We start from the raw sequence: 26,480 nt of genomic DNA on the forward strand, positions 1-26,480 counted from the left end.
CCCTCGAAAACCGCATTGCAACTTCAGACCGCCATCGCTGGCAAGCCAGCTCCTACAAGACCGCGGCGTGCAGGCAGTAATGATCGCTCCCAAAACACGCACAACCCTGTAGGAGCCGGCTTGCTGGCGATGGGGCCCTCGAAATCGGCATTGCAATCTCAGACCGCTATCACTGGTAAACGGAACGCTGTCCGGTCGCTCATACAAGGGATCTGGTCCTGAATCAGGCGTTGAACGGGTTGTATGAGCGGATTGAGGAGGAGATATTGCACAGCCTATCTTCCGACGTTCGAGGTAATCAGATTGCTAACCGGCCTCAACCACCTGACCCTCGCCGTCACCGACCTGAACCGCAGCGTGGCGTTCTATCACGACCTCTTGCAACTTCAGCTAAGCGCCACATGGGACTCCGGCGCCTATCTCTCGCTACCCGGCCTGTGGTTGTGCCTTTCCCTCGATCCCCTGCGCAACACTGAACCCGCCACCGACTACACCCATTACGCCTTCAGCATCAGCGCATCCGGCTTCCTGCCATTCGTTGAGCGCCTTCGTGCCGCCAACGTCCGCGAATGGCGCGATAACCGCAGCGAAGGTGCGTCCTTCTACTTCCTAGACCCCGACAGCCACAAGCTCGAAGCCCATGTCGGCGACCTGGCGTCGCGATTGGCAGCCTGTCGTCAGCGGCCGTACGCAGGAATGAAGTTCTTCGACGATCAGTCAGTCGATTCCTCGGGACCTGATATAGACTTGCGCCCATTCACCGGATAGTACAAAAGGATTTCCCGATGACCCCATCGCTGTTAATGGCCGTTCTCGCCTCGGGCTTTATCTACGGCATCACGCCCGGGCCCGGCGTTTTGGCGGTGTTCGGTATTGGTGCAGCGCGTGGGCGAAGGGCAGGGGCAGGGTTTTTGTGCGGGCATTTGCTCGGGGACGTGGTTTGGTGCAGCACCGCGCTGATCGCGATTGTCGGTGCGCGGGAAATCGGCAGCACCGCGTTTGACGTGTTGGGCGTGCTCAGCGGGCTCTATCTGTTCTGGCTCGGTTTGCGCGCGGTGCGGGCCAAACGCAGCAGCGCCGAAGCGCCGCAAGGCCCGGCGCGGCAGCCGTTCTGGCACGGCATTCTGTTCGGTCTGACCAATCCCAAAGCCTATCCGGTCGCGGTGGCGACTTTTACGGCGTTGCTGTCCAGCCGTGCGGAACTGCTGCATTGGTCGATGTTGCCCTGGCTGATCGTTCTGAGCTTCGTTGGCGGTTTGATCGCCTACGCTATCCTCATTGGCATCGTCGGTGCACGGCAGGTGCGCAGCCTGTATCAACGGCATGAACTGGCGATCACCCGGTTGTGCGGGGTGATGTTTATCGGTTTCGCCATCAACGCCCTGGTGCATGCCTTGCCGGGGCTGATGCCGAACAAGGCTTGAAACTGATCGCAGGGACGCGTCAGCGGCATCATCACTGGTCAGGGATGGTTCTTTATTGCTGCATTGTTCGGACATGCTCTCTGCACCATGGCAACCAGAAATTCCGCGCCGTCGGCGAGTTACATCGATCTACTGCTGGACGCCGTTTGCGCGGTCGATAAACAGGGTCGCTTTGTTTTTGTCAGCGCGGCCTGCGAGCGCATTTTCGGCTACACGCCTGACGAGTTGGTCGGCCAGCCGATGATCGAACTGGTGCATCCCGCCGACCGCCAGCGCACCCTCGACGCCGCGCGGGAGATCATGGGCGGCGACCCCAAACTCAACTTCGAAAACCGCTACGTGCGCAAGGATGGCCGGGTGGTGCATATCCTGTGGTCCGCACGCTGGTCGGAAGTCGATCAACTGCGCATCGCCGTGGCCCGTGACATCACCGAACGCAAGCAGGCCGAGTCCCGACAAGCGGCGCTGTACGCGATCTCCGAAGCGGCCCACGCGGCGGAGGATTTGTTGGCGTTGTTCAAACGCATCCACCTGATCATCGGTGAATGGCTGCCGGCGCTGAACTTCTCCGTGGCGCTGTATGACGAGCATTGCGCGCAGCTCAATTTCCCTTACCACGTCGACGACAACGAGCAGCAACCCGAACAGCCTGGAACGGTGACCGGACGCTTGTGTGCCGAAGTTATCCGCAGCGGTCAACCGATCCTGCTGACCCCGAATCAGGAAAACACCCCCGCAGGATTCGAGGCGCTGGTCACGGGCCAGCATTCGCCATGCTGGCTGGGCGTGCCGTTGAACTCCCAGAAAGGCACCATCGGCGCGCTGATCGTCAAAAGTGTGGCGGGCGGCGAGCGCTACACCGAGCAAGACAAGGAACTGTTGCAGTACGTGTGTGCCCAGGTCGCCACCGCCATCGAGCGCAAGCAGTTGCACGCCCGGCTGCAGCGCATGGCCCAATACGATCAACTGACCCAACTGCCCAATCGCGAGTTGCTCCGGGACCGGCTGAAAGCCTCACTGGCACTGGCCAAGTCGGAAAGCGGGCGCATGGCGCTGTTGTACGTCGACCTCGACCGCTTCAAGGAAGTCAACGACACCCACGGCCATGCAGTCGGCGACATGCTGCTGCAAGCGGTCGCCAATCGTCTGAAAGGCTGCGTGCGGGAAACCGACACCGTGGCGCGCATCGGCGGCGATGAGTTCGTGGTGCTGCTGCACACCATTCAGGCCTCGGAAGATGCCGACAGCGTGGCGGGCAAAATCCGTCATATCCTGGCGCAACCGCTGCGGCTGGATGGGCACAGCCTGAACATTCAATTGAGCATCGGCGTCGCGCATTTTCCCGAGCATGGCACGGAAGAAAAGCAATTGTTCCGCCATGCCGACGAGGCGATGTACACAGCCAAACGCCAGCATCACCTGCGACTCGGGGCCTGAAAACCACGGCACCGTTCGTCGCGTCGATCCCGTTTTTTTTTAAACCTTTGCGGTGATGGAAATTCAGATCCTATGCGGGCTCCTGCTCGCTGCGATCATCACCAAGAGGTAGAGAATCATGCCTAACTCAAGAAACTCGAACTCGGGAAGTTTCGCCAACGATCGAACGAAGGCGTCTGAAGCCGGTCGCAAAGGTGGGAAAACGACCACCACGACTGTCGATAAAGAACCTTTGAAACCTGACATGGGCCGCAAAGGTGGCCAGAAATCCAAGTAGTGGTGAAAGTGGTTTTGATTGAGAGGCGGGAGCGAAAGCTCCCGTTTGAATTTATAGAGAGGAGGGCGCGACCATGAGCCAGATGGCCACCCGATTATGCAGCACCGGATTTGCCACGTTACTGGGCCTGTGTGCCAGCAGTGCCTTTGCCCAGTCACCCACCGAATTCATCAACGATGCCTCGGCCAAAGGCATGGCCGACATCGAAGCCAGTCGCCTGGCGCACCAGAAATCCGAATCCAAAGAGATCAAGGACTTCACCATCATCGTCATCAACGACCGCACCACTGCGAACCAGCACCTGGCGAAAATCGCCAGGCAACTGGATCTGCCGGTAGCGCCACGGGAAGAGGTGGTCGACAAGGCCAAAGCCTTGATGCCGCAAGTGCAGGAGCGCGATTCTTTTGATCAGGCATACGCCGCGAGCCAGGTGAAAACCACGCAGGAAGCCATCGAACAACTGGAGCAGGAGGCGCAGACCACCGACGTACCGGAAATCAAAGCCTTCGCTGAAGAAACCCTGCCCAAACTGCAGAACCACCTGCAAATGGCCAGGGCGCTGCAAGCAGATTGCTGACGCGCTTTCTGTAGGAGCCGGCTTGCTGGCGATCCGGACAACGCGGTGTGGCTGATTAACCGCGGTGATGCCATCGCCAGCAAGCCGGCTCCTACAGATCAGGGCACCCTTATTTCAACCGCCCAACTGAAATACCCCAATGCCTCGCAGTTTTTATCAACCAGCATGAAATGCAGCTCACACGCCTCAACTCCGGCGGCGAGTCGGGTGCATGCCCAATAATGATCATCGGCTTGGTGAGTACCCGGTTCAGTCGGGTTTTCAGTGTCGGGTGCCGGCACTGTCAGGTCGCCCCGCACCACCAGTTCCGGCGTCGATAATACGCCGGCATCACCCACAGACATCTCGTAAAACACTACGCTGTGCTCAGCGAGCAAGCTGACGGTTCTTCCACGGATATGGAAAGTCGCATCGCTGCCAGCGGTCAACGTGATCAGGCTGTCATTTGTTGTACTTTGTGATGCTGGTGATCCGTTGATGCTGAAGACGAATCCATCGGAAATGGGTGTCGGATTTTCCGCCTCAAGACTCGGGTTCGGGTAGCGCAAAAGCAGTGATTCGGCATCGACGATCAGCAACACATTGTTGGCAGTCGCGACGCTTGAGGAAGGAGATTTGATCGGTTCGGAAGTCATCATGGATTCCTTTCATGATGGTGACACTTGACGGCAGCCGCTTCGGTTTATGCAAGGCATTCCGTTCCTGTCGAGGCGGCAACGCAGTCAGCAAAAGCCCCTCGTTGCCAAGGGGCCTGACGCTCGTCAGTTGCGGATGGTGATGAACGGGTCCCACGAACAGCAGCCGACGATCTTGCACTCGCGATCCACGATCAGGAAGTGGAAGTGATAGGTCACGCTGCCGCTGGACAGGGTTTCCGAAGACCAGTAATGGTTATCGACTTTCTGGCAGCTGGGCACTGATGGATTGCTGGTGTTGGGCACGGCTACGCAGGCAGTAGCCTTGCGTGGCGTGGGTGTGGAGATCAAGTCAAGGCCGACATTGCCGATGAATTTATAGAAAATCACCGCGGTCTCGAAGCTCTGCGACAGGCTGGTTTCACGCCAGCGAATCAGGTCGCCCACCTGGGCTTTCAAGTTGAGTTCGCCACCGGCCTGGCCGCTCACCACGTTGTTCTGGTTGGTCACCATGTACACGTGATTGACGTCGATCAGTGTCGGCGCAGCAGGGTTTTTGCTGATGTTCGGGTAGTTTTTCAGAATGGTTTCGGTGTCGATGGAAACCAGTACATCCGTGACTCGAGACATAGTGAAACTCCTTGTTCATAGTGAATGCCTGGCATCTTTCCAGGCTCAACAACGCTTGCTTGCCTTGCGGTCGTTGCGCAAACACTACGGACGGAACCCACCTGTCACGGGCATGAGCTGGCCTTGCTCCTTGAGTACAAACCAACGGGTTCGGGTTCCTTCCGACGGGCCGCGATTGGACTATAGAAGTGAAATTCAGGCTGTCAAAACTGCTTTGCTGATAGCTCGACGAACGGTCGATCTGGTTATGAATTCTGATCATTTGGCGATAAGAAACGACCTGCATATCCTTCGAACATCCAAAAGTCGGATAGGGAGGGGGGCGTGGGGCGAGGTATCGTAGCGAACCGGTTGTCGGCCAAGGCCCGGACAACGATTCGACAGGAGAACGCAATGAGTTGGTCCGCCAAGCAATACGTCGCTTTTGAAGATGAACGCACGCGCCCGGCCCGGGATCTGCTCGCGGCGATCCCGCCCGTTGAAGCACGCTCGGCCATCGACATCGGTTGCGGCCCCGGCAACTCGACCGAGCTGTTGCTGGAACGCTTCACCAGCGCCACGGTGCGCGGCGTCGACAGTTCGACCGACATGATCGAAGCCGCCCGCAAGCGCTTGCCGCAGGTGCAGTTCGACACCGTGGATATCGGCACCTGGAACGAGAGCGGTCCGTTCGACGTGATCTTCGCCAACGCGGTGTTGCAGTGGCTGCCCGATCACGCGAATTTGCTGCCGGCTCTGGTGAGCAAGCTTTCTCCCGGTGGCAGCCTGGCGATTCAGATGCCCGACAACCTCAACGAACCGTCCCATCGCCTGATGCGCGAAGTCGCTGCCGATGGCCCGTGGGCCAGCAAATTGGCGGACGCCGCCGGGCAACGCACGGAAATGGCCAGTGCCAGCGACTATTACTCGATGCTGCGACCGCACTGCGCGCGCGTCGATGTGTGGCGCACCACCTACCATCATCCGCTGGCGGGCGGTGCGTCGGGCGTGGTCGAGTGGTTCAAGGGCAGCGGCTTGCGGCCGTTTCTCGAACCGCTGGATGACGCGGAAAAGGCGCAATACCTCAAGCAATATCACACCGCTATCGAACAGGCGTACCCGACGCTGAGCGATGGTTCGGTGCTGCTGCCATTCCCGCGATTGTTCATCGTCGCCACCCGCTAAGTGCGGAAAAGGGACGGATAACGCTGAACGTCATCTGTCCCTTCGCTTGGTGCTCAAGTAATCGAAAAGAAACGACGCAAAGCCGAATAACCCGATCATTGAAATGATCATGAGCCCCAACTCTGAATTGTCCATGCTGATCTCTGCGTGAAAGGTGAGAGGGCAGGGTAGGTGGTTTTTTGTCGGGTTTGAGGGGGCGCTACGGCTTCTTTACTGACTGGTGGGGATCTATACGGAAACTATACGTGGGGCGGTTAAATGCGGAGAGCGCCTCGAAAGACGCCCTCAAATCACGGCACTACTTTTCCGTATCCATACGTCGCGCAATGACATCCATCACATCGCAGCCATCGCGTAGCGGTATGGAGCAGAGCAGTGCGAAGACGCTGAGAATCACCGAGTCGGTGATGATTTCACCACGCATCGCGAGGTTTTCCAGGACCTGCGTTACCGCGCCGATTCTGTAGCGGGCGGAGCTGAGTAGGGAATGCAGTGGTTGGGTGGTGTTGACGTAGAACGTGGGGAGGTCGTCGGCGTTGCTGGTTAAAGCCATGTAGTCATTCATGAGTGGTTACCTTGAAGTGAAGTTATGTCTCCTACCACTCGTTGTCGCCAAACAAAGGGTGGCAGCTGTACGCGGGTTGGCGAACCGGACAAGGCACAAACCGGCAGACCCGAAGGTCTCCCACGCACAGCCACCAAAAAACAGATAGCCGCGTGCGTTCAGAAAAGCTCCGAGCGGGCTCGGAGGTTTCTGTACCTTGCTATCGAGTCGCCAAACCCGATACGCCATTTGGGCGCGTTCGGACTATAGGTCTCATGACAAAGGCACAGCAATGGACAAGTCTACGGACAATTCCCAGAGTCGTGTAGGACCTTGCCTATTCAGCTATTGGCCACTTTAGGGCCATCAGTAAGGGGCAATCGCAATCAACGTTTCACTATATCCCGCCCACAAAAAAACCGGCCACTTGGGGCCGGTTGAGCATGTTTGAAACAAGATCTTCAGCTCTGCTGCAATACCTTGAGAGCTGCCGAAGCCAGAAAACCTGAGCGGCTTTTCTCTTCCGGATGATGCAGTACGTATTCGTCGATGCGGTTGAGAAGGTAGCCCGGCAGGGTAATGTTCAGCTTCTGGGCTTTGCCCAAGTACTTGGTAACATCGATATCCACCACCGCCCATGTACAACCAGCGTACTGAGGATTGGCCGCGTGCAGAGTGACTTTGTTCGCGGGTGGAATCGGTGAACCGTCCTCGGCAAGAATTTCGAAATGGCCCTCAATGGCTTCGCGAGCCATGGCCATCGCATCATCAAGATCCTCACCCGCAGAGAAACACCCCGGAATATCCGGTACCTCCACGCCCCAAGCGTGTTCGTCATCGCCCATTGAAATCGCAATTGGGTAAAGCATGTTCATTGTCCTCCAGGGACGCCGCGCATTGAGATCGTCAGAGCAGCGCCTGTTGCAAAATACTGATTGCCGTTTTTTTGAGCAGGTCCTTTTTCGGATGAGGAACTGTCACCAGCCCCGGTTTGGTCGGGTGCTTGAAGTGATGATGGCTACCCCTGATTCGAACCAGATACCAGCCATCCGCAACGATTTGGCTTATCAAAAATCGGCTATTCACATCACCTCCGTGTGGTGTGCTTAGGTGGTTACTATACCTACTGAATTTTTATGATCAACACTATAACCACTGAGCCTTCTCGGGCATCGATGGACAGGTGGTAAGAAACGAGTCTAGGAGGGCGCGAGGATAGGGGGTGGAGATGGCCTTAAATGAGGCATTTTCTATATTGCGGGGTTTTGCCAGCCCAACCGAAGCGCTTGCGTAGCTCAATCTCCAAGCATAAAAAACCGGCTATCAAAGCCGGTTTTTGAAACAGGGCAGACGCCACTCTTTCCGTCCGCCCCTTTCGCGCATTTGAGAACCGAAAATCCCTTAGCCGCTAATCAATCAACTGATCAACCAAAACCGCGTTGCTGTAGATCAGGCAGCCATCACTCGCTCGATGTCCCACCAGATGAAACTGACCGCGCTCGTTGTGGATATAGACGCGCATCTGGCAGTCGGACAAAGGCCCGTAGCCCCCTGGCAAGATCAACTCCAGTGTGCTCATGTCGACGTCAACCATGGCTTCCTTTTCATGGGTCTCCTGCAAGCGTTCTTCAGCCTCCTCCAGGCCCCGGTGGAGGGGGCCATCGACGTAAAAATGGATTTCACCTATGGGGGTCGATTTTTGTGCGCCGTTGAATTTGCACCAGCCTTCGATCGTCAAGGCACTCATGACGAAATCTCCGTTGTGGACGGCTGGACGTTGTAGCTCTTAGCCGTCATGGGTCTGACCGCTATACCCGACAAGGACCGTCTTCAGTGGCATTTTCAGCCGATCCCTGCCTGCGTAACACAGATACTAATTATAGCTGGCCACCGCGTTTCGCTTACTCGATGTCTCTGCGCGCCTGATTAGTCTGAAGGGGTGTTACTGAATAGAGACAGTTAGATATAGCGAATGGATTTTAAGTAATCAGCTTGATGCCCAGGTTGGAATATCCAGGTGCGCGGGCCTTGTAGCAACAGCGTCTGTAGCGCCCATGAACTATACTTCCAGCGAACTTTGCCACGACGAAAGGTGGTATTGGATCAGCCTGTTTTGGCGTCGGATGAGTCGTGATTAGACGCTGCTGTTCTGTGGGGATGCTTATGCATGCCAATGAGTGACAGGAATAGGAAGAAGGCAAAATGGCAATGGCAATTATTCTTGTCCTGATCGTTATTGCATCCGTGCTCTTCCATTTATTAGCGCCCTGGCATGCGGCACCACCCGCTTCCAATTGGGGGTCAATAGACACCACGCTGTTCATCACGCTGGTCATCAGCGGGATATTTTTCATCGCCATCACCGTGTTCATGGCGGTGGCCGTCATGCGTTTCCGTCACAAGGAAGGCGTCAGGGCCGCCTACCAGCCAGAAAATAAACGCTTGGAATTCTGGTTGATTGTCGTGACGTCGATCGGGATTGCCGGGATGTTGGCGCCAGGTCTTGTTGTTTATAACGATTTCATCCGGGTGCCCAAAAATGCGTATGAACTTGAGGTGGTCGCCCAGCAATGGCAATGGGCTTTTCGTTTTCCGGGCCAGGACGGGAAGTTGGGGAAGTCGGATATCAAGCTTGTTGATTCGGTCAATCCACTCGGTCTTGATCCCAAGGACCCTGTGGGACAGGATGATGTAATAGTCAGAAGTAATGAAGTTCGTCTTCCGGTCGATCAACCGGTGAAAGTCTTGTTGCGCTCCAAAGATGTTCTGCACAATTTTTATATACCGCAGATTCGCAGCAAGATGGACATGGTGCCGGGAATGGTGTCGTACTTCTGGTTTACGCCAACTGTCATGGGTAAGTATGAAGTGCTGTGTGCCGAGTATTGCGGCGTCGGTCATTACAATATGCGCGGCAATATGATCGTGGTCGACCAGGCCGCCTTCGCGCAATGGCTGGGCAGCCAGCCGACCTTTGCGCAGACATTGACCACGGCCGCCAGGCCCGGTCGGGACAGCGTGCTGGAAAAAGGCCGCCAACTGGTCGAGCAATACGGCTGCCATGCCTGCCATAGCCAGGATGGCAGTGCCAGTCTCGGCCCGGGATGGAAGGGCTTGTACGGCCGCACCGAACAACTCGCCGATGGCAGCAGCGTGCAGGTCGATGAGGCTTACCTCAAAGAGTCGATCCTCGATCCGAAGGCCCGCCTGGTGCAAGGCTACCCGCCGGTGATGGTGGCCTATACTCTCAAGGATGATGAATTGGCTGCTCTCATCGCCCTGATCAAATCGCTGGGTGCCGGGCAGCCAGCCGAAGAACCGTCTACCGGCGACGTGTCGGGCTCAGGTGACGATCTGGTGGCACAGGGACAGCGGCTGGCGCAGTCGCTCGGTTGTCTGGCCTGTCACAGTGTCGATGGCAGCAAGGGTATCGGCCCCGGTTGGCAGGGCCTGTATGGCAAGGCAGAAACCCTTGCCGACGGTACGAGCATCAAGGTCGATGAGGGCTATTTGAAAGAGTCGGTTCTCAATCCCGCTGCCAAAATCGTCAAGGGCTACGCAGCTGTCATGCCGCCCTTCACGCCGAGCGACAAGGAGCTGAACGCCCTGATCGCTTTTATCAAATCCAAAGCGAATGCTGACGCTGAATCGAGCAAGGCTGAGCCAGGGAAGTCGCCGTAAAGCCGCCAGAAACACACTGAAACTTCGGCCGGAGGATGACGTGATGGCCTATGCGGAGCAAGCCGAAACAGAGGCACTGCACGAGCCGAAAAGTTTCCTGACCAAATACATCTGGAGTCAGGACCACAAGGTCATTGCCGTTCAATATTCCTTGACGGCGCTGTTCGTGGGTCTTATCGCCGTGGTGCTGTCTGGCTTGATGCGCATGCAGATTGGCTTCCCCGGCAGTTTGGCGTTCATGGACGCCAGTGCTTATTATCAGGCGATGACCATGCACGGCATGATCATGGTTATTTATTTGCTGACGGCCTTGTTTCTGGGGGGCTTCGGCAACTATCTGATCCCGCTGATGGTGGGCGCCCGCGACATGGTCTTCCCCTACGTCAACATGCTCAGCTACTGGTTTTACCTGCTGGCAGTCGTAGTGTTGCTCTCTAGTTTCTTTGTCCCGGGCGGCCCCACCGGTTCGGGCTGGACGCTCTATCCGCCACAGTCCATTACTCAGGGGACACCGGGAGTCGAGTGGGGCATCGTCCTGATGCTCGTCTCTCTGGCGATTTTTATTGTTGCCGCCACCATGGGCGGGTTGAACTACGTCACCACGGTGTTGCAGGCGCGCACCCACGGCATGACGTTGTTCCGCATGCCGCTCTCGGTGTGGGGAATCTTCATGGCCTCGATCATGGCCTTGCTGGCGTTCCCGGCGTTGTTTGTCAGCGCCGTCATGATGCTGTTCGACAAACTGTTGGGCACCAGTTTCTTTATGCCGGCGATCATCTCGCTGGGGCAGCAACTCGATCATCAAGGGGGCAGCCCCATCTTGTTCCAGCACCTGTTCTGGTTCTTCGGCCACCCGGAGGTCTACATCGTTGCGCTCCCGGCGTTTGGCCTGGTCTCGGACCTGATCAGCACCCATGCGCGGAAAAACATCTTCGGTTACCGAATGATGGTGTGGGCCATTATCGCGATTGGCGTGCTTAGTTTTGTGGTCTGGGCGCACCATATGTATGTCAGCGGAATGAACCCGTACTTTGGCTTTTTCTTCGCTGTCACCACCTTGATCATCGCGGTGCCGACTGCATTGAAGGTCTACAACTGGGTGCTGACCCTGTGGCACGGCGACATTCATCTGACCGTGCCGATGCTGTTTGCCCTGGCCTTTATCGTCACCTTCCTGGTCGGTGGCCTGACCGGGTTGTTTCTCGGCAATGTGATCGTGGACATTCCGCTCTCGGACACCTATTTCGTCGTCGCCCATTTCCATATGGTCATGGGCGTCGCGCCGGTACTGGTGGTGTTTGGCGGCATTTATCACTGGTTCCCGAAAGTCACCGGGCGCCTGTTGAATGACACGCTGGGCAAGTTGCATTTCTGGATTACTTTCCTGGGCACCTACGCCATCTTCTTCCCCATGCACTACCTGGGTTTCCAGGGCATGCCGCGCCGTTATTACGCTTATGACAACTACGCGTTCATCCCGCAGTCGGCGCAAGAGTTGAATGCTTTCATTACGGTGGTGGCCTTGACCGTCGGCGTTTCCCAGTTGCTGTTTGTGCTCAACCTGGCCTGGAGCACTTTCAAGGGCAAGCCCGCCGGCGGCAACCCGTGGGGCGCAGCCAGCCTGGAATGGCAAACGCCGAACACTCCGCCGATACACGGTAACTGGGGCGCGAAGCTGCCGGTCGTGCATCGTTGGGCCTATGACTACAGCGTACCGGGGATCGAACAGGATTTCGTGCCGCAAACAGTCTCCGCCGAGGAGCTGGAACAGATGCGGCAGCTCAGTGCCGGACCTCGGGCAGCGGACGTTAAAACATGAACAGACTGCTGTTGAAAAACGCCGATGGCGCGGACCCCAACGGCAGCTGGAGTCGTGATCCCGAAGGGATTCAGTCTGCTGAAGGTGCCAATCGAAACCAGACCGCAAAAATGGGCCTGCGCCTGTTTCTGGTCGTGGTGAGTTCGTTGTTCTTTCTCTTTCTGCTGGCCTTTATCGCCCGTTCACAAATGTCCGACTGGCTACCGCTGACAGAGCCCTTGGCGCCGTTAGCCAATCCATGGCAACTCTGGGTGAATTCGGCATTTCTGGTGTTGAGTTGCATCGCGTTGCAGTGGGCGCGCATGGCCGCTCGCCAGGCCCGGCTGAACGCAACGGTCATTGGCTTTGTAGTGGGAGGCGTATTTGCAATTGCGTTTCTGGCGGGGCAGTTCTGGGTCTGGCAGCAGTTTGTCGCCTGGGGCTATTTTGTCGCCAGCAACCCGGCCAATAGCTTCTTCTACCTGTTGACCGGTGTGCACGGGCTCCACCTGCTGGGCGGGTTGTTTGCCTGGGGCAGGACCGTCGCCAGGTTCCTGAGTCGCGTGCCGTTGCCGCAACTCAGCGCCAGCGTAGAACTCTGTGCCATCTACTGGCATTACTTATTGGGTCTGTGGATTGTGTTATTCGCTTTGCTGACCAGCACGCCACAGACTTATGAAGCCATCGCCAGACTCTGCGGCTTGAGGTGATCAGCCATGGCATCGCATCCACAAGCTCCAGGCGAAAGTTCATCCAATCCCCTCGGCTCGCCGTCTGCACCAGGATGGCAAGGCATCGCCAATGACTGGGCCTCGGACAAGGAGGCTTTCAAGCAGGTGCCTTGGGGCAAGGCGATGATGTGGATATTCCTGCTCAGCGACACGTTTATATTCACCTGTTTCTTGACCGGCTACATGTCGGTTCGCATGACCATCACCACGGCCTGGCCAAACCCCAGTGAAGTGTTCGCCTTGACCATCGCCGGTCGAGAAATCCCGCTGATTCTGATCGCCATCATGACGTTTGTGCTGATCAGCAGCAGCGGCACCATGGCCATGGCCGTGAACTATGCCTATCGCCGTGATCGCGCGAAAACCACCGCCCTGATGTTGGCGACCGCTGCCTTGGGCGTGACCTTCGTCGGCATGCAGGCATTTGAATGGAGCAAGCTCATTGCAGAAGGGGTACGTCCCTGGGGGAACCCCATGGGAGCGGCGCAATTTGGCGCCAGCTTTTTCATGATTACCGGTTTTCACGGGCTGCATGTGTCCATCGGCGCCCTCTACCTCAGCATTGTGGCGAGGAAAGTATTGCGGGGAGATTATGAGCGCTCCGGAAACTATCAAAACGTCGAGATAGCCGGGCTGTACTGGCACTTCGTGGATTTGGTGTGGGTGTTTATTTTTGCGTTTTTCTACTTATGGTAAGTCCGGGACGCTGTTCATGAAGGGGAGAGCAGGATCCGCAGAGGAGCACTGATGATGGCGCATGCTCAAGGTCAGCAACATCCGATCAGCCTGTACCTGAAAATCTGGGGGCTGTTATTCGTCCTCAGTACCCTGTCGTACCTGGTCGATTACTTTCACTTCCACGGCTACCTTCGCTGGGCCCTGATCATCACCTTCATGTTGCTGAAGGCCGGTCTGATCGTCTCCATCTTCATGCACATGGCCTGGGAACGATTGGCCATGGTCTACGCCATCCTGGTGCCACCGTTGTGTTTGCTGGTGCTTGTCGGACTGATGGCCACCGAGGCGGATTATGTGTTTCTCAGCCGGGTGATTTTCTTCGGTCAATAGCAAACGCCCCGGACGACCTTGAGCCTCCGGGGACTGATCGGCAACCAATGCCGTTATATCGTTCGTTTGAACTGATGCCACCTGTGCAGCCAGGCGACTGTCCAGTGAGGGGCTGCCGTGCCCGTACCGGCGATCTTCAGCAGTGGATGGTGTCCGATAACCCCGTCCAATACCGGCTCCTGGTTCGGCTCGACGTCCACAAAGAAAATGTGTTTTCCCTCTTCTACTACCTGTTTAAAACTGCGGAAGTGAGCGTTTGGCACCTGAATACCAAAAAAACCGCCTTCCCAGATGCAGAAGCCGAATATAACAACGGCGAGAAAGATAAAAGGCATCCAGCCTGCGACGGATTCGGTCCAGCCCAGCCAGTAGGCGCCGCCAAGGACCAACGCGGCGAGTGGCAAACCGATCACCGCACCGATTTCGCCAGAGTGAACGACATCCTGCTCCATCAACGAGTTGATCTCGTGCAGGTGATGTTGTTCAACATCAGCCACATGTTCGCTGAGCACATGGATTTGTTCGGAGTTGATGCCGTTGGCTTCCAGTTCATTTTCAACGGCTTCAAGGTCGTCGAGATTGTCACTGATGTAATAGTGTCGATTCATGCCACACCTCCCATCCCGCGCTTGCCGTAGACCTCCTTTGTCTTGCAGCTGTTTGCCGGAATTTGCAGTCGGTATCAGTACCCGTGGGCAACGCTTCTCACTTCGTTCAAGCCATGAAAAGTATAGCACTGCATGGCGTGCGGGCAGGGTAGGGGCATGGGGTCGCCTGGCCTTGCGGCAGTCTCGCGGGACTCCAGATTCCGGGCACAAAAAAACCGGTCACTTGGACCGGTTTTTTTTGTTTCTGCATCCCCCGTCAAAACCATCCTGACGTGAGACATAAATTCGATTTGAGCGGGTGAAGGGAATCGAACCCTCGTTATCAGCTAGGGAAGCTGGTGCAGGTGGGCTACTGGAATTGATTAAATTTCATGAGCTCCTTCCAAATGTAACCGTAGCTGTAGCGTAGCCATGTAACTTTTAACAGGTCGAAGCTACGTCGCAGCCAACTGTTTTCTCGCGCTTTGAGTTCTTTGGCTATTTCATCTAGTAACCATTCATCCTGAAAACCAGTCCAAACAGGAGGGACGGGCGTTTCAAGGTTGCTGAAACACACAGGCGCGACCTCTGAGTACAAGATGTCTTCAACGACCTTTGGGTCATAGCCCCGGATTCGTTCTGCAATAGAGGCGTAGTCGACAGTGCTGTCTACAAAAGCCTCTGCCAGCGCGATCTGGATGCTGGCTCGTTCCGCGGGGGTCAGAATATGTCCCAATGGGCCAGCTCCTCTAGCTCTGCGTCGAACGTATCAGCCGCGACCCCGCCTGCAATGCCACCAGCAATGCTACCGATGAGAACAACGGCTATGGCGCAAGCCGGAGCTCCAGGACCACAAAGTGCGGATATGCCCAAACCCGCCAGAAATCCACCCGCCGCACCACCACCCAGGATCGTGGCTTGACGAGCCGTTTCCTTGGCCTTGTCGTCTGCGTTCAGTATTTGGTAAGTGGCCAGCACCGCTGTCATGATGATGCCAACCTTGCCCATAACAGACATGATTTTGGTGCCAGAGGTGAACTTGGCATTGGCACTTCCGGACCGCTCCAGCGCTTTGTACAGGACTTCTTTTTGTTGGGCCTTTGAAAGTTGTTCGTAATTTTTGTTGAACTGGGTTTGAGATTTTTCGTTCAGGATTTCGCTGTGTGTTTTCCCGGTTTTCTTCTTTTTTTGCACGATGGCCAGGCCCTGCGCAGAGGTCAGCTTGCGGTGTTCGAGCATGATTTTGTTGCGCATCTCATTGCTGAACTTTGTCGCGTCCTCAACGCTTATGTTGCCGGCCCGCACCTCGGCGAATATCTGCTGTGACATTCGTCGAATATTGCCCTCGTAGCTTGCGCGGACGCGTTCGTCCTTTATGGCATCGATGGAAAAACGACTGGCCGCCCCCTCCATGCCTGCAACCGCCATCTCAAGGGGGGATCGGTCGAGCGTATGTTCACTTTTTACAACATAACTTCCGGTTACCAGGTTCGGTTCCGTCACGAGAATATCCTTATCCCAAAATATCGTTCAGCAGTCCGTCGATACCTGCGGTTGTGCAGGTGTTCTCGTGTTGGGCAAATACCAAGGTATGGCATGCCTTTCCGGTGGGGTTGGAAAATTTGACCGAGTTGTTTGCGTCAAAGACGCCGGGCATGGAAGACCCATCGTCAAAGTGAGCCGTGCAAGCAAATCCTTTGTAGCTTTCTTCTGCGGAAATCTTAAAACCGATCCAGTTCCCGTGAATGACCATGGGCGTAGGCGGAGTAAAGGGGGCAGGGGTGTGGGAGCTTCCGATGATGACCGTACCCGAACCGCCGATTACGACGTCGCCATGGGTTCCGACAGTGCCGACCAATGCGGCGTTTTTGCCGTTGATAAACACTGTGCCGGACACTTCCGAGGCTAACGCACTACCGCAAGTACACGTGTCCCCTTTGCGAGCGGCTGCAAGGCCGTCGAAGAACACATCAGGAGAGCCGGAGGCGATAGCTTTGGAGCCGTGCCCAGGTATGGGGCAACTGGTTGGGTCGGTGATTCGTGCAGCTGGCTTTGCCATGCTTGACTCCCTGTCAACGAATTTAACGAGGGCGACTGTATCAGACTTGTGCTGGAAAATAGCCCGCGCGGATGTTCGCGGGGTCATGCCTGGGCATGGGATGGGAGATGATGAACCAGAGTTATATGACTAAGCCTGATCAGCTGTGGGTGGCATGCGAATAGTGGTGTGTTGGCCAGTTGCCAGCGTGCAGGAGGGGCGCAATAGGTCTAAGTCGACTAAGCACTGGTATCTGTTTTTAGTTTGTTCGTGTTCTGAAAAAACAGAAACAGATACCTTGTTGACGCGGGGTAGGCTGGAGGCCTTGAAAATAGTGGAGCGGGTGAAGGGAATCGAACCCTCGTTATCAGCTTGGGAAGCTGGAGTAATGCCATTATACGACACCCGCTCAGAGCGGCTGACTTTGTACCAGATGTGCGCATGAAAATGAAGTTTTTCTTTGCGCGTGAGGGCTTTGGCACAGGTGAAACAAGACATCGGACCGGGTGGCGGTCGTTCGCGGGCAAGCCTCGCTCCTACAGATTGGCGTTAACGCTATAGGGCGAAGCTTGCTCGCGATGACGCTGTTTCAGATGGACAATGCATGGTGGTCCTGGACGTAGTGGTAACGCGGTCGGCTTGCCTGTTGCTCAGGTTTCAGGAAACCCAGCAACGCATTGCGACTGTCTCGGCAGGCGGCTTTGTGTTCCATGTCGAGAAAGTGGCCCGTCGCATCCAGCGTCGTGAACGTGGCGTGTTGCACGTGGTTGGCGAACAATCGCGCGCCATCGGCGGCGGTGTATTCGTCCCATTCGCCGTTCATGAACAGCACCGGCACGTTGATTTTCTCTGCCGCCTTGAAGAAGCACTGGCGGTCGCTGTGCAGCAGGTCGCTGATGTGGAAGTGCATCTGCCCGTATTCATGATCGGCCAGGCTGCTGACGTGACGGTAGTTGAAGCGCTTGAACAGGGTCGGCAGGTGTTTGCCGATGGTGCTGTTCACCAGGTTGCCGACCCGGTCGCCGTCACGGCTGCCGAGGTAGTCGACGCCGCGCTCGAGGTAGTCGAGCATGTGCGCGTTGATCTCCGGGGAGAACGAGCTGATCACGGCTTTTTCGATCCGTCGCGGTTGTTGGGCGAGGGCGACCAGGGTCGCGGCGCCACCCCAGGAAAACGACAGCACGTGTTCGGCGGCGAAGTGGTCGATCAGCTCCAGGAGGATCTGCCCTTCGACTTCCTTGGTCAGCAATTTCTCATGCAGGTTGTGGGCTTTTGACTTGCCCGCGTAGGGCTGGTCGTAGCAGACCACATTGAACTGCGGGTGGAGGTTTTTCACGGTTTGTGCAAACGACGCAGTCGTGGCCATCGAGCCGTTGACCAAGATAATGGTCTTCTCTGCGGCGTCTGCGCGATAGAACTCCGTGTAAACCCGATACTGACCTTGTATATCCAGCACAGCGATTTCTGGCCTCATGTCATAAGACTCCTGGCAAGCGGGTATGCGCGCAAATGAGATTGCACGAGCTTTGTGACAGGTAGGCATATGCCTGGAATTTGAAGGCCCATGTCGATCCATTGCAGTCCGGTCGACGGGTGTTGTTATTGGCGGGCAGTCTGTCGGTCTGAGGCGGAACCTTGAGGTTCTCTAACCGACAAAAAGTTTCTTAGACGTATGTTGTGACTCGTCAGTCACATTTCGGCTGACGACCTGATTCAAGCAGGGGAGTTGGCATCGCGCAAGTGCCATTCGTAAATTGTTCGACAACTTCTGCTGAGCGGTAGGCTGCTTAGATCAATCCGATCTCTTCATCGCTCAAAGGGCGGTATTCGCCCGGTTTCAACGTGCTGTCGAGCACCAGCGGCCCCATGCGTTCGCGGTGCAGGCGCAGCACTTTGTTGTCGAAGTGGCCGAACATCCGCTTCACCTGGTGATAACGACCTTCGACGATGCTCAGCCGCGCAGACTTCGGCCCGAGCAGCGCCAGCTCGGCCGGCAGCGTGGTGAGGTCTTCGAAGGCGAAGTACAGGCCATCGCTGAATTTCAAAGCATATTCCGGGCCGATGTCTTGCTCGGTCTCGACGTAGTAGACCTTGGGCAATTTGGTCTGCGGCTGGGTCAGGCGTCGTGACCAGCTGCCGTCGTTGGTGATCAGCATCAGGCCGGTGGTGTTGAAGTCCAGGCGGCCGGCGATGTGCAGGTCTTCCTTGTCCGGCTCGTCGAACAGATCGAGCACCGTCGGGTGCTCCGGATCGCGGGTGGCGCTGACGCAACCGGGGGGCTTGTGCAGCATGAAGTAGCGGGCGGGTTTGCCGAGTTGCAGCACTTCTTGATCGACTTCGACGCGGCTGAACTCCAGCACCTCGGTGTGAGGGTCGCTGACGATTTTTCCGTCAACCCGCACGCGCTTTTCCACCAGCAACAGGCGAACCTGCTTACGGTTGAAGCGGGGCAGGTTGCTGAGGAAACGGTCAACACGCATGAAGTGAGATCGGCAGGAAACGGGCCGCGCATCTTACGTGATCGGCCACAAGGATGCTTACAACTGCGCCTCGACCTGCGCGCAGCGCGGGCACAGGCAGGATTTGTCGCGCAGTTCGGGCGGCAGTGCTTCGAGCACCGCCGGGTCGATGCTGACGCCGTAGCACCAGCAGGCCCGATCGGCGGTTCGCGGGTCGGCCAGGGTGCAGTCGTTGGAGGCGCCGCAGGCCGGGCAGAATTCAGGCTTGTTCATGTAGGACTATGCATAACTGGTGTGAGGCATTTCCGCGCAGGTACGGTTACGGCCGGATTGCTTGGCCCGATACATCGCATGATCGGCGCGGGAGAGCAGGGTGTGCAAGGTGTCATCCGGTTGCAGCGTGGTCAAGCCAATGCTGACCGTCAGATGCAAGGTGTGACCGTTGTAGGCATAAAGCTGTTCTTCGACATGCTGACGAATTTTCTCGGCAATCATCAGACCGGTCTCACCGTCCGTGTCCTTGAGCAGCACGATGAATTCCTCGCCGCCCCAACGGCAGACGATGTCGGAATGGCGCAGGCAACTTTCCAGATCCCTTGCGAAGCCGATCAGCACCTGATCGCCGGCGAGGTGACCGTAGGTGTCGTTCAAGGCCTTGAAGTGGTCCAGATCCAGCAGCAGCGCAGTCAGCGGTTTCGGTTCGCGTTGGGCTTCATGCATGGCTTGTGCGGCCAGCAGATCGAAGCCGCGACGGTTCGGCAGTTCGGTCAGGCTGTCGAGGGTCGCCTGCGCCTGGATCTTGCCCTGATAACGCTTGATCACCCGGTTGAGCAGGGCCAGCACAGTAAGGGTCACGAGCAGGCAAATCAGCAGGTTGAGGTACAGCGACTGGCGGATTTCGCTGAGGGCGCCGTCTTCGCGTTTGTCGACGAACAGGTACCAGTTCAGTTCCGGAATGAAGCGCACGTTGAGGAAATGGCCCTGGCCCTGGACGGAATATTCGTAGCTGCCGCTGTGGGGCTTGGGCAGCTGGTTGACTAGGCCTTTCATGCTTTCCAGGTCGTTGAGTTTCTGGCCGATATGCGCGCCCTGCGGGCCACCCTCGGCACCGGTAAGCACCAATCGGCCGAAGCTGTCGACGAAATACACGCTGCGTTGATAGCGCTGTTGATACTTGTCGATCAGCTTGATCACCGCATCGACGGTCAGACCAACGCCTGCCGCGCCGATGAAACGGTTGTTGTAGTCGTAGACCTTGTAGTTGATGAAGAACGTCAGATTGTCCTTGTTGGCCAGGTCCGGGTCGACGTTGATCTCGTAAGGGGCAGCCATGTCACGCACACGGAAATACCAGGCATCGCGCGGCTCAGTGACCTTGACCTGCTTGAGCACGCCTTTGGCGTGGTAGTAGGTGAGCGTGCCGTTGGAGACGAAAAATGCGGTGTAGGCGCCGTAGTGGGTCATGACCTCGTTGAGGTAGCGGGTCATCTGGTCGGGGTCGTGTTCGCCGTTGACCACCCAATCACGCATGAAGGTGTCGCGGGACATCATCGAGGAAATCAGGATCGGTCTGACGAGGTCTTTCTGGATTTCCGAGTAGACCGTGTCCGAAGTCAGCGGCAGCTCGGTGTTGACGATGTTGTCGCGGATCGAGGCGCGCGAGGCGTAGTAGCTGAGAAATGACGTGGCGAGAAAACCTGCGCCCAGCAGCGCGATCAGCGTGAGGACCAGCGAACGTTGCGAATACAGCGGCGAGTGAAGCAGCATGGCGATTCCGTTGGCAGTGGCCCGTTGGGGAGCATTCTAGTGGCACTGCGGGGAAATAACTGCGGGATTTGCAGGGGGAATCGGCGAGGATCAGGTCTTGTGGTGCCTGTGCTGACGTCTTCGCGGGCAAGCCTCGCTCCTACAGGGGATTGCGTAAACCTGTAGGAGCGAGGCTTGCCCGCGAATCGAAAGATCACCTCAAATCTGTCAGGTACGCACGCCATCCCCCCAAATGACTGATATCCACCGCACCCTCCAGCCCATACGCCTCACAGATAAACCCACTCTCCCAACGCCCATCCGCCAGTTGCACCTTGCCCAACCCCAGCGGCGCCGGAATCCCGGTCAGGAACGACCCCAACTCACAGCTCGGCAACTCCCAGACCTCCACCGCAATCGCTACGCCGCCATCCTTCACCCGCACCATCCCCGGACGAAACGGCGGGCCACCGGCCAATGCATACAGTTGATAGTCCGGCGAGCTGAAGGTCGTCTCGACCAACGTCGCACCGCGCCGCTTCAACTGCCAGTTCAGCGCCAGCCCATCGAGATGCGCGCCACACACCACCAGCCTTGCACGATCGTTACGCGCGATCGTTACGGGCGCAGGAGAATGACGCTGAAACGCATCCGCCACACTCAACAAATACTGATCGGTAAACGCCCGGCCAAACACCGTCACGCCCCACGGCAAACCATTGCCCATGAACCCGCTCGGCACCGCGACGGCGGCGTAGTCCAGCAGGTTCATGAAGTTGGTGTAGTAACCCAGTTCCGAATTGCGCAGCACTGGCTCAGCCTCAAGCTCTGCCAGTGTGACGGGGCGGCCGATGGTCGGCGTGACCACGCAATCGAGTCCTTCCAGCGCTTTGTCGCACAGCGCTTTCAAGGCTTGCAGCCGATATTGGGCGCGGAAGGTTTGCACACCGTTCACCGCCGGTGCCTTGGCCAGCACCGCACGAATCACCGGCAACACCGCTTGAGGATTTTGCTCCATCAACTCGCCGGCGACGCTGTAGCGCTCCGCCACCCACGGGCCTTCATACAGCAGGCGCGCCGCTTCAAGGAAAGGCGACAAATCCAGTTCCACGGCTTCACCGCCCAACGCCTTGAGCCGGTCGATGGCATCACCGAACAACAGCGGACCTTCAGGGCAACCGAAGAACTCCAGGTCCTGCGCACGCGGTACGCCGAAGCGGAAAGGGCGCGGTGTGCCGAACGCCGAGCCGTCATTCCACAGCGGATTACGGCGACTGTATTCGTCCCGTGGATCGAGATGCGCGGTGAGCGCCAGCAACTGACTGGCTTCCCGAGCCGTCGCGGTAAAGGTCGTGACGCAATCGAGCGTACGACACGCCGGCACCACGCCCGCCGTGGAGATCAACCCTTTGGTGGCTTTCATCCCCACCAGATTGTTTAACCCCGCCGGCACTCGCCCCGAGCCCGCCGTGTCCGTGCCCAACGAAAAACTCGCCACGCCCAGCGCCACCGCCAGCGAGGAACCGGCGCTGGAGCCGCCCGACGGATACTCCGGCAACACGCTGTTCGGGCACGCGCCATACGGCGAGCGGCTGCCATTGAGGCCGGTGGCGAACTGGTCGAGGTTGGTCTTGCCCAGCGGAATCGCGCCCAGCGCCAGCAATTGCTCGACGATGGTCGCCGACTGCTGCGGCACATAGGCAAATGCCGGGCACGCTGCCGTGGTCGGAATGCCCGCCAGATCGATGTTGTCCTTGATCGCGAACGGCACGCCGTACAGCGGCAGGCTGTCGACATCGCGGCCGTCGAGCGCGGCGAGGTACGGCTCCAGTTCTTCAATGCTGAGCAAATGAATGAACAGGTGATAGTCCGGGTTCAGGGCGGCGGCTTTATCGCGCAGGGCCAGCAGCAGCTGTCGCGGTGTGATGCTGGCGTCGCGATAAGCGCTGCGCAGGGTGTCGAGTTGCAGATTGATGGTCATGAAGTGAGTCCTTTGCAAAATGGGTTCAGTCGAGTTCCAGCACCACGACGCGCTGTCCGGCGCGCACGGCCGAACCCGGTTGCACGCGGATTTCGCGCACCACGCCGGCCATCGGTGCGAGCAGCGGGATTTCCATCTTCATCGACTCCAGAATCACCAGCACATCGCCGGCAGCGACGCGGCTGCCGGTCTCCACCTGGACCTGCCAGAGGTTGCCGGCGATGTGGCTGTCGACGCTCATTTCGCCACTGGCCAACGGTGCGTCTTCGGTCGTTTCCGGGGCCGCTTCCTCACTGTCGAAGTGGGCCTGGCCGCTGGCGATCCAGCGCTCGCGCTCGGCGTTGAACGCGCCTTTCTGTTGATCCCGAAAAGCTGCAATGCTCGAGGCTTCTTTGCTCAGGAACGCCTGGTAATCCGCGAGGTTCAACTGGCTGTGTTCGATGTTCAAATCGAAGCGCCCGAGGGGGAAATCCCGGCGGATGCGCAGCAGTTCATCGGCGCTCACCGGGTAGAAACGGATCTGGTCGAAGAAGCGCAGCAACCACGGTTTGCCATCGAACGCGGCGACTTCGCGGTAGCGGTTCCACATCTGCAACGTGCGACCGACGAACTGATAACCGCCGGGGCCTTCCATGCCGTACACGCACATGTACGCGCCGCCGATGCCCACCGAGTTTTCCGCAGTCCAGGTGCGGGCCGGGTTGTATTTGGTGGTCACCAGGCGATGGCGCGGGTCGAGCGGGGTGGCGACCGGCGCGCCGAGGTAGACGTCGCCCAAACCCATTACCAGATAGCTGGCGTCGAACACCGTGCGCTGTACTTCATCGAGGTTCGGCAGGTCGTTGATGCGGCGGATGAACTCCAGATTGCTCGGGCACCACGGTGCGTCCTTGCGCACGGTGGTCATGTATTTCTCGATCGCCAATTGGCAGGCCGGATCGTCCCAGGACAGCGGCAGATGCACGATGCGCGAAGGCACTTGCAGGTCCTTGGCGGCGCACACCGCGTCCCATTCACCGGCGACGATACCGAGCAGATCGGCCAGCGGCAGTTGCTCGGGTTGGTAGTGCACTTGCAGCGAGCGGATGCCCGGTGTCAGGTCGATCACGCCGTGCAGGTGTTTGCTTTCCAGGGCTTGCATGAGGGCGTGGGCGCGGAAGCGCAGGACGAGGTCCAGTTCTGGTGCGCCGATCTCAAGTAGCAGGTGCGTATCCCCGGACAACCTCGCCACCAAGCGCGTATCGTCCTGACCCAAATCCAAAATCACAGGCGACACGATTCCCTGTGGGAGTGAGCCTGCTCGCGATAGCGGTGTGTCAGTTGCATCAATGTCGGCTGTACTGCCGCCATCGCGAGCAGGCTCACTCCTACAGGGGGTATTCCATTTCAAGGCTAGGGTGCGGGCGGTTTTGATATCGACTGGCTGGAACTGCACTTTGTCCCCGGCCTTGAGCTGGCCGAGTTGCCAAAGATCCGCCTCGATCACCGTCACCGGGCACACAAACCCGCCGAGGCTCGGGCCGTCCGGCCCCAGAATCACCGGCATGTCCCCGGTGAAATCCACGGCGCCAATCGCATACGGATTGTCGTGGATATTCGACGGGTGCAGCCCCGCCTCACCGCCGTCAGCCCGCACCCATTCCGGCTTCGGCCCGATCAGGCGCACGCCGGTGCGGCTTGAGTTGAAATGCACTTCCCATTGAGTATCGAAAAACGTGCCGATGTAATTTTCGGTGAAATATTCCGGTGCGCCATGCGGGCCGTAGATCACCCGGATCTGCCGCACGGCAGGCAATTCAGCGATTGCAGGCAGTTGCTCGCCGACGCTGTGATCGGTCAACGCCGGCACATGCAACACATCGCCGGCCCGTAATGCGCGACCACCATGGCCGCCAAACTGTCCAAGGGTGAAGGTGCTTTTGCTGCCCAGATAATCCGGCACCTGCAGCCCGCCGCGCACACACAGATAGCTGCGGGCGCCTGCGCCGGCAATCGTGCCGAGACTCAACGTAGTGCCTGCCGGAATCAACAGCGCCGTGTTCATCGCCACGGTTTCGCCGTTCAACGTCAGCGGAATCACTGCTCCGGTGACCGCCACCACCGCGTCGCAATTGAAGCGCAGCAATGGCCCGCTCATGGTGATTTCCAGCGCGGCGGCGCCTTCGTCGTTACCCAGCAAAAGGTTGCCCAATCGCAATGCACGACTGTCCATCGGCCCTGACGGCGGCACGCCCACGGCCCAATAACCGAGTCGCCCCGGATAGTCTTGAACGCTGGTTTGAGTGCCGGCGCTGAGCACTTCAAAAGTGTTGGCCTGATACACCAGGCCTTCGAGGCAACGGGTCCACGGTTGGCCGCTGGTGAACGGTTCATCGAGCAAAATCTGCCGCAGGTAATCGCGGTTGGTCTCCACGCCGTAGAGCTGGCTCTCGCCCAATGCTTGATGCAAATCCGCACGCGCTTCTTCGCGGGTCGGCGCCCAGCAGATGACCTTGGCGATCATCGGGTCGAAGTACGGCGGTATCTCGCAACCGGCCTCGACCCAGGTGTCGATGCGCAGCTGTTTGCCGTCGGCGGTGGGGAAGTTCACAGCCGTCAGCAAACCTGGGCTCGGCTGAAAATCGCGCCCCGGATCTTCGGCATACAGCCGCGCCTGAATCGCATGGCCCTCGGCTTTCAAACCTTGGCTCAACACGCTCAGCGGCGGCAAATCACCCGCCGCCAGTTCCACCATCCAGCGCACCAGGTCCACGCCCCACACCTGTTCGGTGACGCCGTGCTCCACCTGCAAACGGGTGTTCACTTCCAGAAAGTAGAAGCGCTGGTCTGCGCTGTCGAACACAAATTCCACGGTGCCGGCGCTGCGGTAGTTCACCGCTTTTGCCAGTTTGATCGCCGCCGCGCACAGCTCATCGGCCATGCCGTCAGGCAGGTTCGGCGCCGGGGTCTCTTCAAGGACTTTCTGGTTGCGCCGTTGTACCGAACAGTCGCGCACGCCGAGGGCGATCACTTCACCGCGACCGTCGCCGAACACTTGAACTTCCAGGTGTCGGGCGCGTTGGATGTACTTCTCGATGAACACGCCGGCATCGCTGAAATTGTTTTGGCCGAGGCGTTTTACGGCTTCGAAGGATTCGCTCAACTCGCCAGCACTGCGACACACGCGCATGCCGATGCCGCCACCGCCGGCAGTGCTTTTGAGCATCACCGGATAGCCGACCTGATCGCCGGCGATCAATGCCGCGTCGAGGCTGTCGAGCAGCTCGGTGCCTTCGAGCATCGGCACGCCGTGTTGCTTGGCCAGGGCGCGTGCGGTGTGTTTGAGGCCGAACACGCGCAACTGTTCTGGCGTCGGGCCGATGAATGCGATATCGGCCGCTTCGCAGGCTTCGGCGAACGCGGCGTTTTCCGAGAGGAAACCGTAGCCAGGATGGATCGCCGTGGCGCCAGTGGCTTTGGCGATGGCGAGGATTTTATCCACCGCCAGATAGGTGCCGGCGGCCGCGCCTTCACCGAGGCTGTGGGCTTCATCGGCATGCAGGATGTGCAGGCTCGCGGCATCGGCTTCGGAGTAAACGGCGACGCCTTTGACTTGCAGTTCACGCAAGGTGCGCAGGACGCGGCAGGCAATGGCGCCACGGTTGGCAATCAGGACTTTTTCGAACATGGCATAACCCCTGGAGGGGATGCGGGCCGTCCCGCA

General features: G+C 58.0%; 27 protein-coding genes and 1 tRNA gene. 11 read left to right on the forward strand and 17 right to left on the reverse strand.

What is annotated here, in order from left to right; genetic code table 11:
* The first annotated feature begins 303 nt into the window (after positions 1 to 303).
* From fos to J4E42_RS21470, 5 genes are all read left to right on the forward strand, one after another.
* On the forward strand, positions 304 to 768 hold the full coding sequence (fos, locus tag J4E42_RS21450) for a fosfomycin resistance glutathione transferase (RefSeq protein WP_207286100.1): 465 nt from the start codon (positions 304 to 306) through the stop codon (positions 766 to 768).
* A gap of 17 nt (positions 769 to 785) precedes the next feature.
* Entirely contained in the window at positions 786 to 1,424 is a 639-nt protein-coding gene (locus J4E42_RS21455) for a LysE family translocator (protein ID WP_008036165.1), read from the forward strand.
* Between the two features lie 87 nt (positions 1,425 to 1,511).
* Positions 1,512 to 2,861, forward strand: coding sequence for a bifunctional diguanylate cyclase/phosphodiesterase (locus J4E42_RS21460; protein WP_207286101.1), 1,350 nt, complete (start codon positions 1,512 to 1,514; stop codon positions 2,859 to 2,861).
* Positions 2,862 to 2,979: 118 nt separating this feature from the next.
* Complete coding sequence (locus J4E42_RS21465; protein ID WP_008025734.1) at positions 2,980 to 3,138, forward strand: KGG domain-containing protein; 159 nt, start codon at positions 2,980 to 2,982, stop codon at positions 3,136 to 3,138.
* 73 nt (positions 3,139 to 3,211) lie between these two features.
* A complete protein-coding gene (locus J4E42_RS21470) occupies positions 3,212 to 3,715 on the forward strand; it encodes a DUF4142 domain-containing protein (protein ID WP_207286102.1) in 504 nt (167 codons plus the stop codon).
* Positions 3,716 to 3,813: 98 nt separating this feature from the next.
* On the opposite strand, the gene J4E42_RS21475 is transcribed toward J4E42_RS21470, so the two are convergent.
* Both J4E42_RS21475 and J4E42_RS21480 read right to left on the reverse strand, forming a co-directional pair.
* On the reverse strand, positions 3,814 to 4,350 hold the full coding sequence (locus J4E42_RS21475) for an AidA/PixA family protein (RefSeq protein WP_207286130.1): 537 nt from the start codon (positions 4,348 to 4,350) through the stop codon (positions 3,814 to 3,816).
* A gap of 126 nt (positions 4,351 to 4,476) precedes the next feature.
* Positions 4,477 to 4,980, reverse strand: coding sequence for an inclusion body family protein (locus J4E42_RS21480; RefSeq protein WP_008036175.1), 504 nt, complete (start codon positions 4,978 to 4,980; stop codon positions 4,477 to 4,479).
* A 393-nt stretch (positions 4,981 to 5,373) separates the two neighbouring features.
* Here J4E42_RS21480 and tam point away from each other — a divergent pair, with 393 nt between their 5' ends.
* On the forward strand, positions 5,374 to 6,144 hold the full coding sequence (gene tam, locus J4E42_RS21485; RefSeq protein ID WP_207286103.1) for a trans-aconitate 2-methyltransferase: 771 nt from the start codon (positions 5,374 to 5,376) through the stop codon (positions 6,142 to 6,144).
* Positions 6,145 to 6,442: 298 nt separating this feature from the next.
* Here tam and J4E42_RS21490 read toward each other — a convergent pair whose 3' ends face one another.
* The 4 genes from J4E42_RS21490 to J4E42_RS21505 form a co-directional block, all read right to left on the reverse strand.
* Positions 6,443 to 6,709, reverse strand: coding sequence for a short-chain dehydrogenase (locus J4E42_RS21490; protein ID WP_207286104.1), 267 nt, complete (start codon positions 6,707 to 6,709; stop codon positions 6,443 to 6,445).
* Positions 6,710 to 7,149: 440 nt separating this feature from the next.
* Complete coding sequence (locus J4E42_RS21495) at positions 7,150 to 7,557, reverse strand: type II toxin-antitoxin system HicB family antitoxin (RefSeq protein ID WP_008036180.1); 408 nt, start codon at positions 7,555 to 7,557, stop codon at positions 7,150 to 7,152.
* A gap of 37 nt (positions 7,558 to 7,594) precedes the next feature.
* Positions 7,595 to 7,774 carry a type II toxin-antitoxin system HicA family toxin gene (locus J4E42_RS21500; protein ID WP_007984690.1) on the reverse strand — a complete coding sequence of 60 codons (180 nt, stop codon included), beginning with the start codon at positions 7,772 to 7,774 and terminating at the stop codon, positions 7,595 to 7,597.
* Between the two features lie 322 nt (positions 7,775 to 8,096).
* Positions 8,097 to 8,435 carry a hypothetical protein gene (locus J4E42_RS21505; protein ID WP_008036183.1) on the reverse strand — a complete coding sequence of 113 codons (339 nt, stop codon included), beginning with the start codon at positions 8,433 to 8,435 and terminating at the stop codon, positions 8,097 to 8,099.
* Between the two features lie 455 nt (positions 8,436 to 8,890).
* On the opposite strand from J4E42_RS21505, the gene J4E42_RS21510 reads away from it, so the two are divergent.
* Genes J4E42_RS21510 through J4E42_RS21530 form a run of 5 tightly spaced genes read left to right on the forward strand, consistent with a single transcriptional unit; the run spans position 8,891 to position 13,966 of the window.
* Complete coding sequence (locus tag J4E42_RS21510; protein WP_207286105.1) at positions 8,891 to 10,369, forward strand: cytochrome c oxidase subunit II; 1,479 nt, start codon at positions 8,891 to 8,893, stop codon at positions 10,367 to 10,369.
* Positions 10,370 to 10,412: 43 nt separating this feature from the next.
* Positions 10,413 to 12,188: a cytochrome c oxidase subunit I gene (gene ctaD, locus J4E42_RS21515; RefSeq protein ID WP_207286131.1), complete on the forward strand. Its 1,776-nt coding sequence runs from the start codon at positions 10,413 to 10,415 to the stop codon at positions 12,186 to 12,188.
* A complete protein-coding gene (locus tag J4E42_RS21520) occupies positions 12,185 to 12,877 on the forward strand; it encodes a cytochrome c oxidase subunit 3 (RefSeq protein ID WP_207286106.1) in 693 nt (230 codons plus the stop codon). The genes ctaD and J4E42_RS21520 overlap by 4 nt, the downstream gene beginning before the upstream one ends.
* A gap of 6 nt (positions 12,878 to 12,883) precedes the next feature.
* A complete protein-coding gene (locus J4E42_RS21525) occupies positions 12,884 to 13,594 on the forward strand; it encodes a heme-copper oxidase subunit III family protein (protein WP_207286107.1) in 711 nt (236 codons plus the stop codon).
* A gap of 54 nt (positions 13,595 to 13,648) precedes the next feature.
* Positions 13,649 to 13,966 (forward strand): cytochrome C oxidase subunit IV family protein, encoded by a 318-nt coding sequence (locus J4E42_RS21530; RefSeq protein ID WP_007988247.1) that lies wholly within the window; start codon positions 13,649 to 13,651, stop codon positions 13,964 to 13,966.
* 53 nt (positions 13,967 to 14,019) lie between these two features.
* Here J4E42_RS21530 and J4E42_RS21535 read toward each other — a convergent pair whose 3' ends face one another.
* The 11 genes from J4E42_RS21535 to uca form a co-directional block, all read right to left on the reverse strand.
* A complete protein-coding gene (locus tag J4E42_RS21535; RefSeq protein ID WP_008036193.1) occupies positions 14,020 to 14,574 on the reverse strand; it encodes a hypothetical protein in 555 nt (184 codons plus the stop codon).
* Between the two features lie 349 nt (positions 14,575 to 14,923).
* Complete coding sequence (locus J4E42_RS21540; RefSeq protein ID WP_008036195.1) at positions 14,924 to 15,289, reverse strand: hypothetical protein; 366 nt, start codon at positions 15,287 to 15,289, stop codon at positions 14,924 to 14,926.
* Entirely contained in the window at positions 15,274 to 16,056 is a 783-nt protein-coding gene (locus J4E42_RS21545; RefSeq protein WP_008036197.1) for a hypothetical protein, read from the reverse strand. The genes J4E42_RS21540 and J4E42_RS21545 overlap by 16 nt, the downstream gene beginning before the upstream one ends.
* Before the next feature lie 10 nt (positions 16,057 to 16,066).
* Positions 16,067 to 16,612, reverse strand: coding sequence for a PAAR domain-containing protein (locus tag J4E42_RS21550; RefSeq protein WP_207286108.1), 546 nt, complete (start codon positions 16,610 to 16,612; stop codon positions 16,067 to 16,069).
* A 314-nt stretch (positions 16,613 to 16,926) separates the two neighbouring features.
* Positions 16,927 to 17,000, reverse strand: a tRNA-Gly gene (locus J4E42_RS21555).
* 180 nt (positions 17,001 to 17,180) lie between these two features.
* Entirely contained in the window at positions 17,181 to 18,065 is an 885-nt protein-coding gene (locus J4E42_RS21560) for an alpha/beta fold hydrolase (protein ID WP_192419443.1), read from the reverse strand.
* A gap of 313 nt (positions 18,066 to 18,378) precedes the next feature.
* On the reverse strand, positions 18,379 to 19,071 hold the full coding sequence (locus tag J4E42_RS21565) for a pseudouridine synthase (protein WP_207286109.1): 693 nt from the start codon (positions 19,069 to 19,071) through the stop codon (positions 18,379 to 18,381).
* A gap of 57 nt (positions 19,072 to 19,128) precedes the next feature.
* Positions 19,129 to 19,323 (reverse strand): cysteine-rich CWC family protein, encoded by a 195-nt coding sequence (locus J4E42_RS21570; RefSeq protein ID WP_008025763.1) that lies wholly within the window; start codon positions 19,321 to 19,323, stop codon positions 19,129 to 19,131.
* 6 nt (positions 19,324 to 19,329) lie between these two features.
* The gene (locus J4E42_RS21575) at positions 19,330 to 20,817 is read right to left on the reverse strand and encodes a sensor domain-containing diguanylate cyclase (RefSeq protein ID WP_008036200.1); all 1,488 of its coding nucleotides are present in this window, start codon (positions 20,815 to 20,817) and stop codon (positions 19,330 to 19,332) included.
* A 193-nt stretch (positions 20,818 to 21,010) separates the two neighbouring features.
* Entirely contained in the window at positions 21,011 to 22,777 is a 1,767-nt protein-coding gene (gene atzF / locus J4E42_RS21580) for an allophanate hydrolase (protein ID WP_207286110.1), read from the reverse strand.
* Between the two features lie 25 nt (positions 22,778 to 22,802).
* Positions 22,803 to 26,444 (reverse strand): urea carboxylase, encoded by a 3,642-nt coding sequence (uca, locus tag J4E42_RS21585; RefSeq protein WP_207286111.1) that lies wholly within the window; start codon positions 26,442 to 26,444, stop codon positions 22,803 to 22,805.
* Between the last annotated feature and the right edge of the window lie 36 nt (positions 26,445 to 26,480).

The organism is Pseudomonas sp. FW300-N2A2, assembly GCF_017351735.1.
GTDB classification, from domain to species: Bacteria; Pseudomonadota; Gammaproteobacteria; order Pseudomonadales; family Pseudomonadaceae; genus Aquipseudomonas; species Aquipseudomonas migulae.

Coding starts and splice junctions, on each gene's coding strand:
- J4E42_RS21475 (WP_207286130.1), bottom strand. CDS start 4,350: ATGACTTCCGAACCGATCAAATCTCCTTCCTCAAGCGTCGCGACTGCC.
- J4E42_RS21460 (WP_207286101.1), top strand. CDS start 1,512: ATGGCAACCAGAAATTCCGCGCCGTCGGCGAGTTACATCGATCTACTG.
- J4E42_RS21470 (WP_207286102.1), top strand. CDS start 3,212: ATGAGCCAGATGGCCACCCGATTATGCAGCACCGGATTTGCCACGTTA.
- J4E42_RS21495 (WP_008036180.1), bottom strand. CDS start 7,557: ATGCTTTACCCAATTGCGATTTCAATGGGCGATGACGAACACGCTTGG.
- J4E42_RS21510 (WP_207286105.1), top strand. CDS start 8,891: ATGGCAATGGCAATTATTCTTGTCCTGATCGTTATTGCATCCGTGCTC.
- ctaD (WP_207286131.1), top strand. CDS start 10,413: ATGGCCTATGCGGAGCAAGCCGAAACAGAGGCACTGCACGAGCCGAAA.
- uca (WP_207286111.1), bottom strand. CDS start 26,444: ATGTTCGAAAAAGTCCTGATTGCCAACCGTGGCGCCATTGCCTGCCGC.
- J4E42_RS21505 (WP_008036183.1), bottom strand. CDS start 8,435: ATGAGTGCCTTGACGATCGAAGGCTGGTGCAAATTCAACGGCGCACAA.
- J4E42_RS21550 (WP_207286108.1), bottom strand. CDS start 16,612: ATGGCAAAGCCAGCTGCACGAATCACCGACCCAACCAGTTGCCCCATA.
- J4E42_RS21535 (WP_008036193.1), bottom strand. CDS start 14,574: ATGAATCGACACTATTACATCAGTGACAATCTCGACGACCTTGAAGCC.
- J4E42_RS21520 (WP_207286106.1), top strand. CDS start 12,185: ATGAACAGACTGCTGTTGAAAAACGCCGATGGCGCGGACCCCAACGGC.
- J4E42_RS21465 (WP_008025734.1), top strand. CDS start 2,980: ATGCCTAACTCAAGAAACTCGAACTCGGGAAGTTTCGCCAACGATCGA.
- J4E42_RS21570 (WP_008025763.1), bottom strand. CDS start 19,323: ATGAACAAGCCTGAATTCTGCCCGGCCTGCGGCGCCTCCAACGACTGC.
- J4E42_RS21480 (WP_008036175.1), bottom strand. CDS start 4,980: ATGTCTCGAGTCACGGATGTACTGGTTTCCATCGACACCGAAACCATT.
- tam (WP_207286103.1), top strand. CDS start 5,374: ATGAGTTGGTCCGCCAAGCAATACGTCGCTTTTGAAGATGAACGCACG.
- J4E42_RS21565 (WP_207286109.1), bottom strand. CDS start 19,071: ATGCGTGTTGACCGTTTCCTCAGCAACCTGCCCCGCTTCAACCGTAAG.
- J4E42_RS21455 (WP_008036165.1), top strand. CDS start 786: ATGACCCCATCGCTGTTAATGGCCGTTCTCGCCTCGGGCTTTATCTAC.
- J4E42_RS21575 (WP_008036200.1), bottom strand. CDS start 20,817: ATGCTGCTTCACTCGCCGCTGTATTCGCAACGTTCGCTGGTCCTCACG.
- J4E42_RS21490 (WP_207286104.1), bottom strand. CDS start 6,709: ATGAATGACTACATGGCTTTAACCAGCAACGCCGACGACCTCCCCACG.
- J4E42_RS21560 (WP_192419443.1), bottom strand. CDS start 18,065: ATGAGGCCAGAAATCGCTGTGCTGGATATACAAGGTCAGTATCGGGTT.
- J4E42_RS21525 (WP_207286107.1), top strand. CDS start 12,884: ATGGCATCGCATCCACAAGCTCCAGGCGAAAGTTCATCCAATCCCCTC.
- atzF (WP_207286110.1), bottom strand. CDS start 22,777: ATGACCATCAATCTGCAACTCGACACCCTGCGCAGCGCTTATCGCGAC.
- J4E42_RS21530 (WP_007988247.1), top strand. CDS start 13,649: ATGGCGCATGCTCAAGGTCAGCAACATCCGATCAGCCTGTACCTGAAA.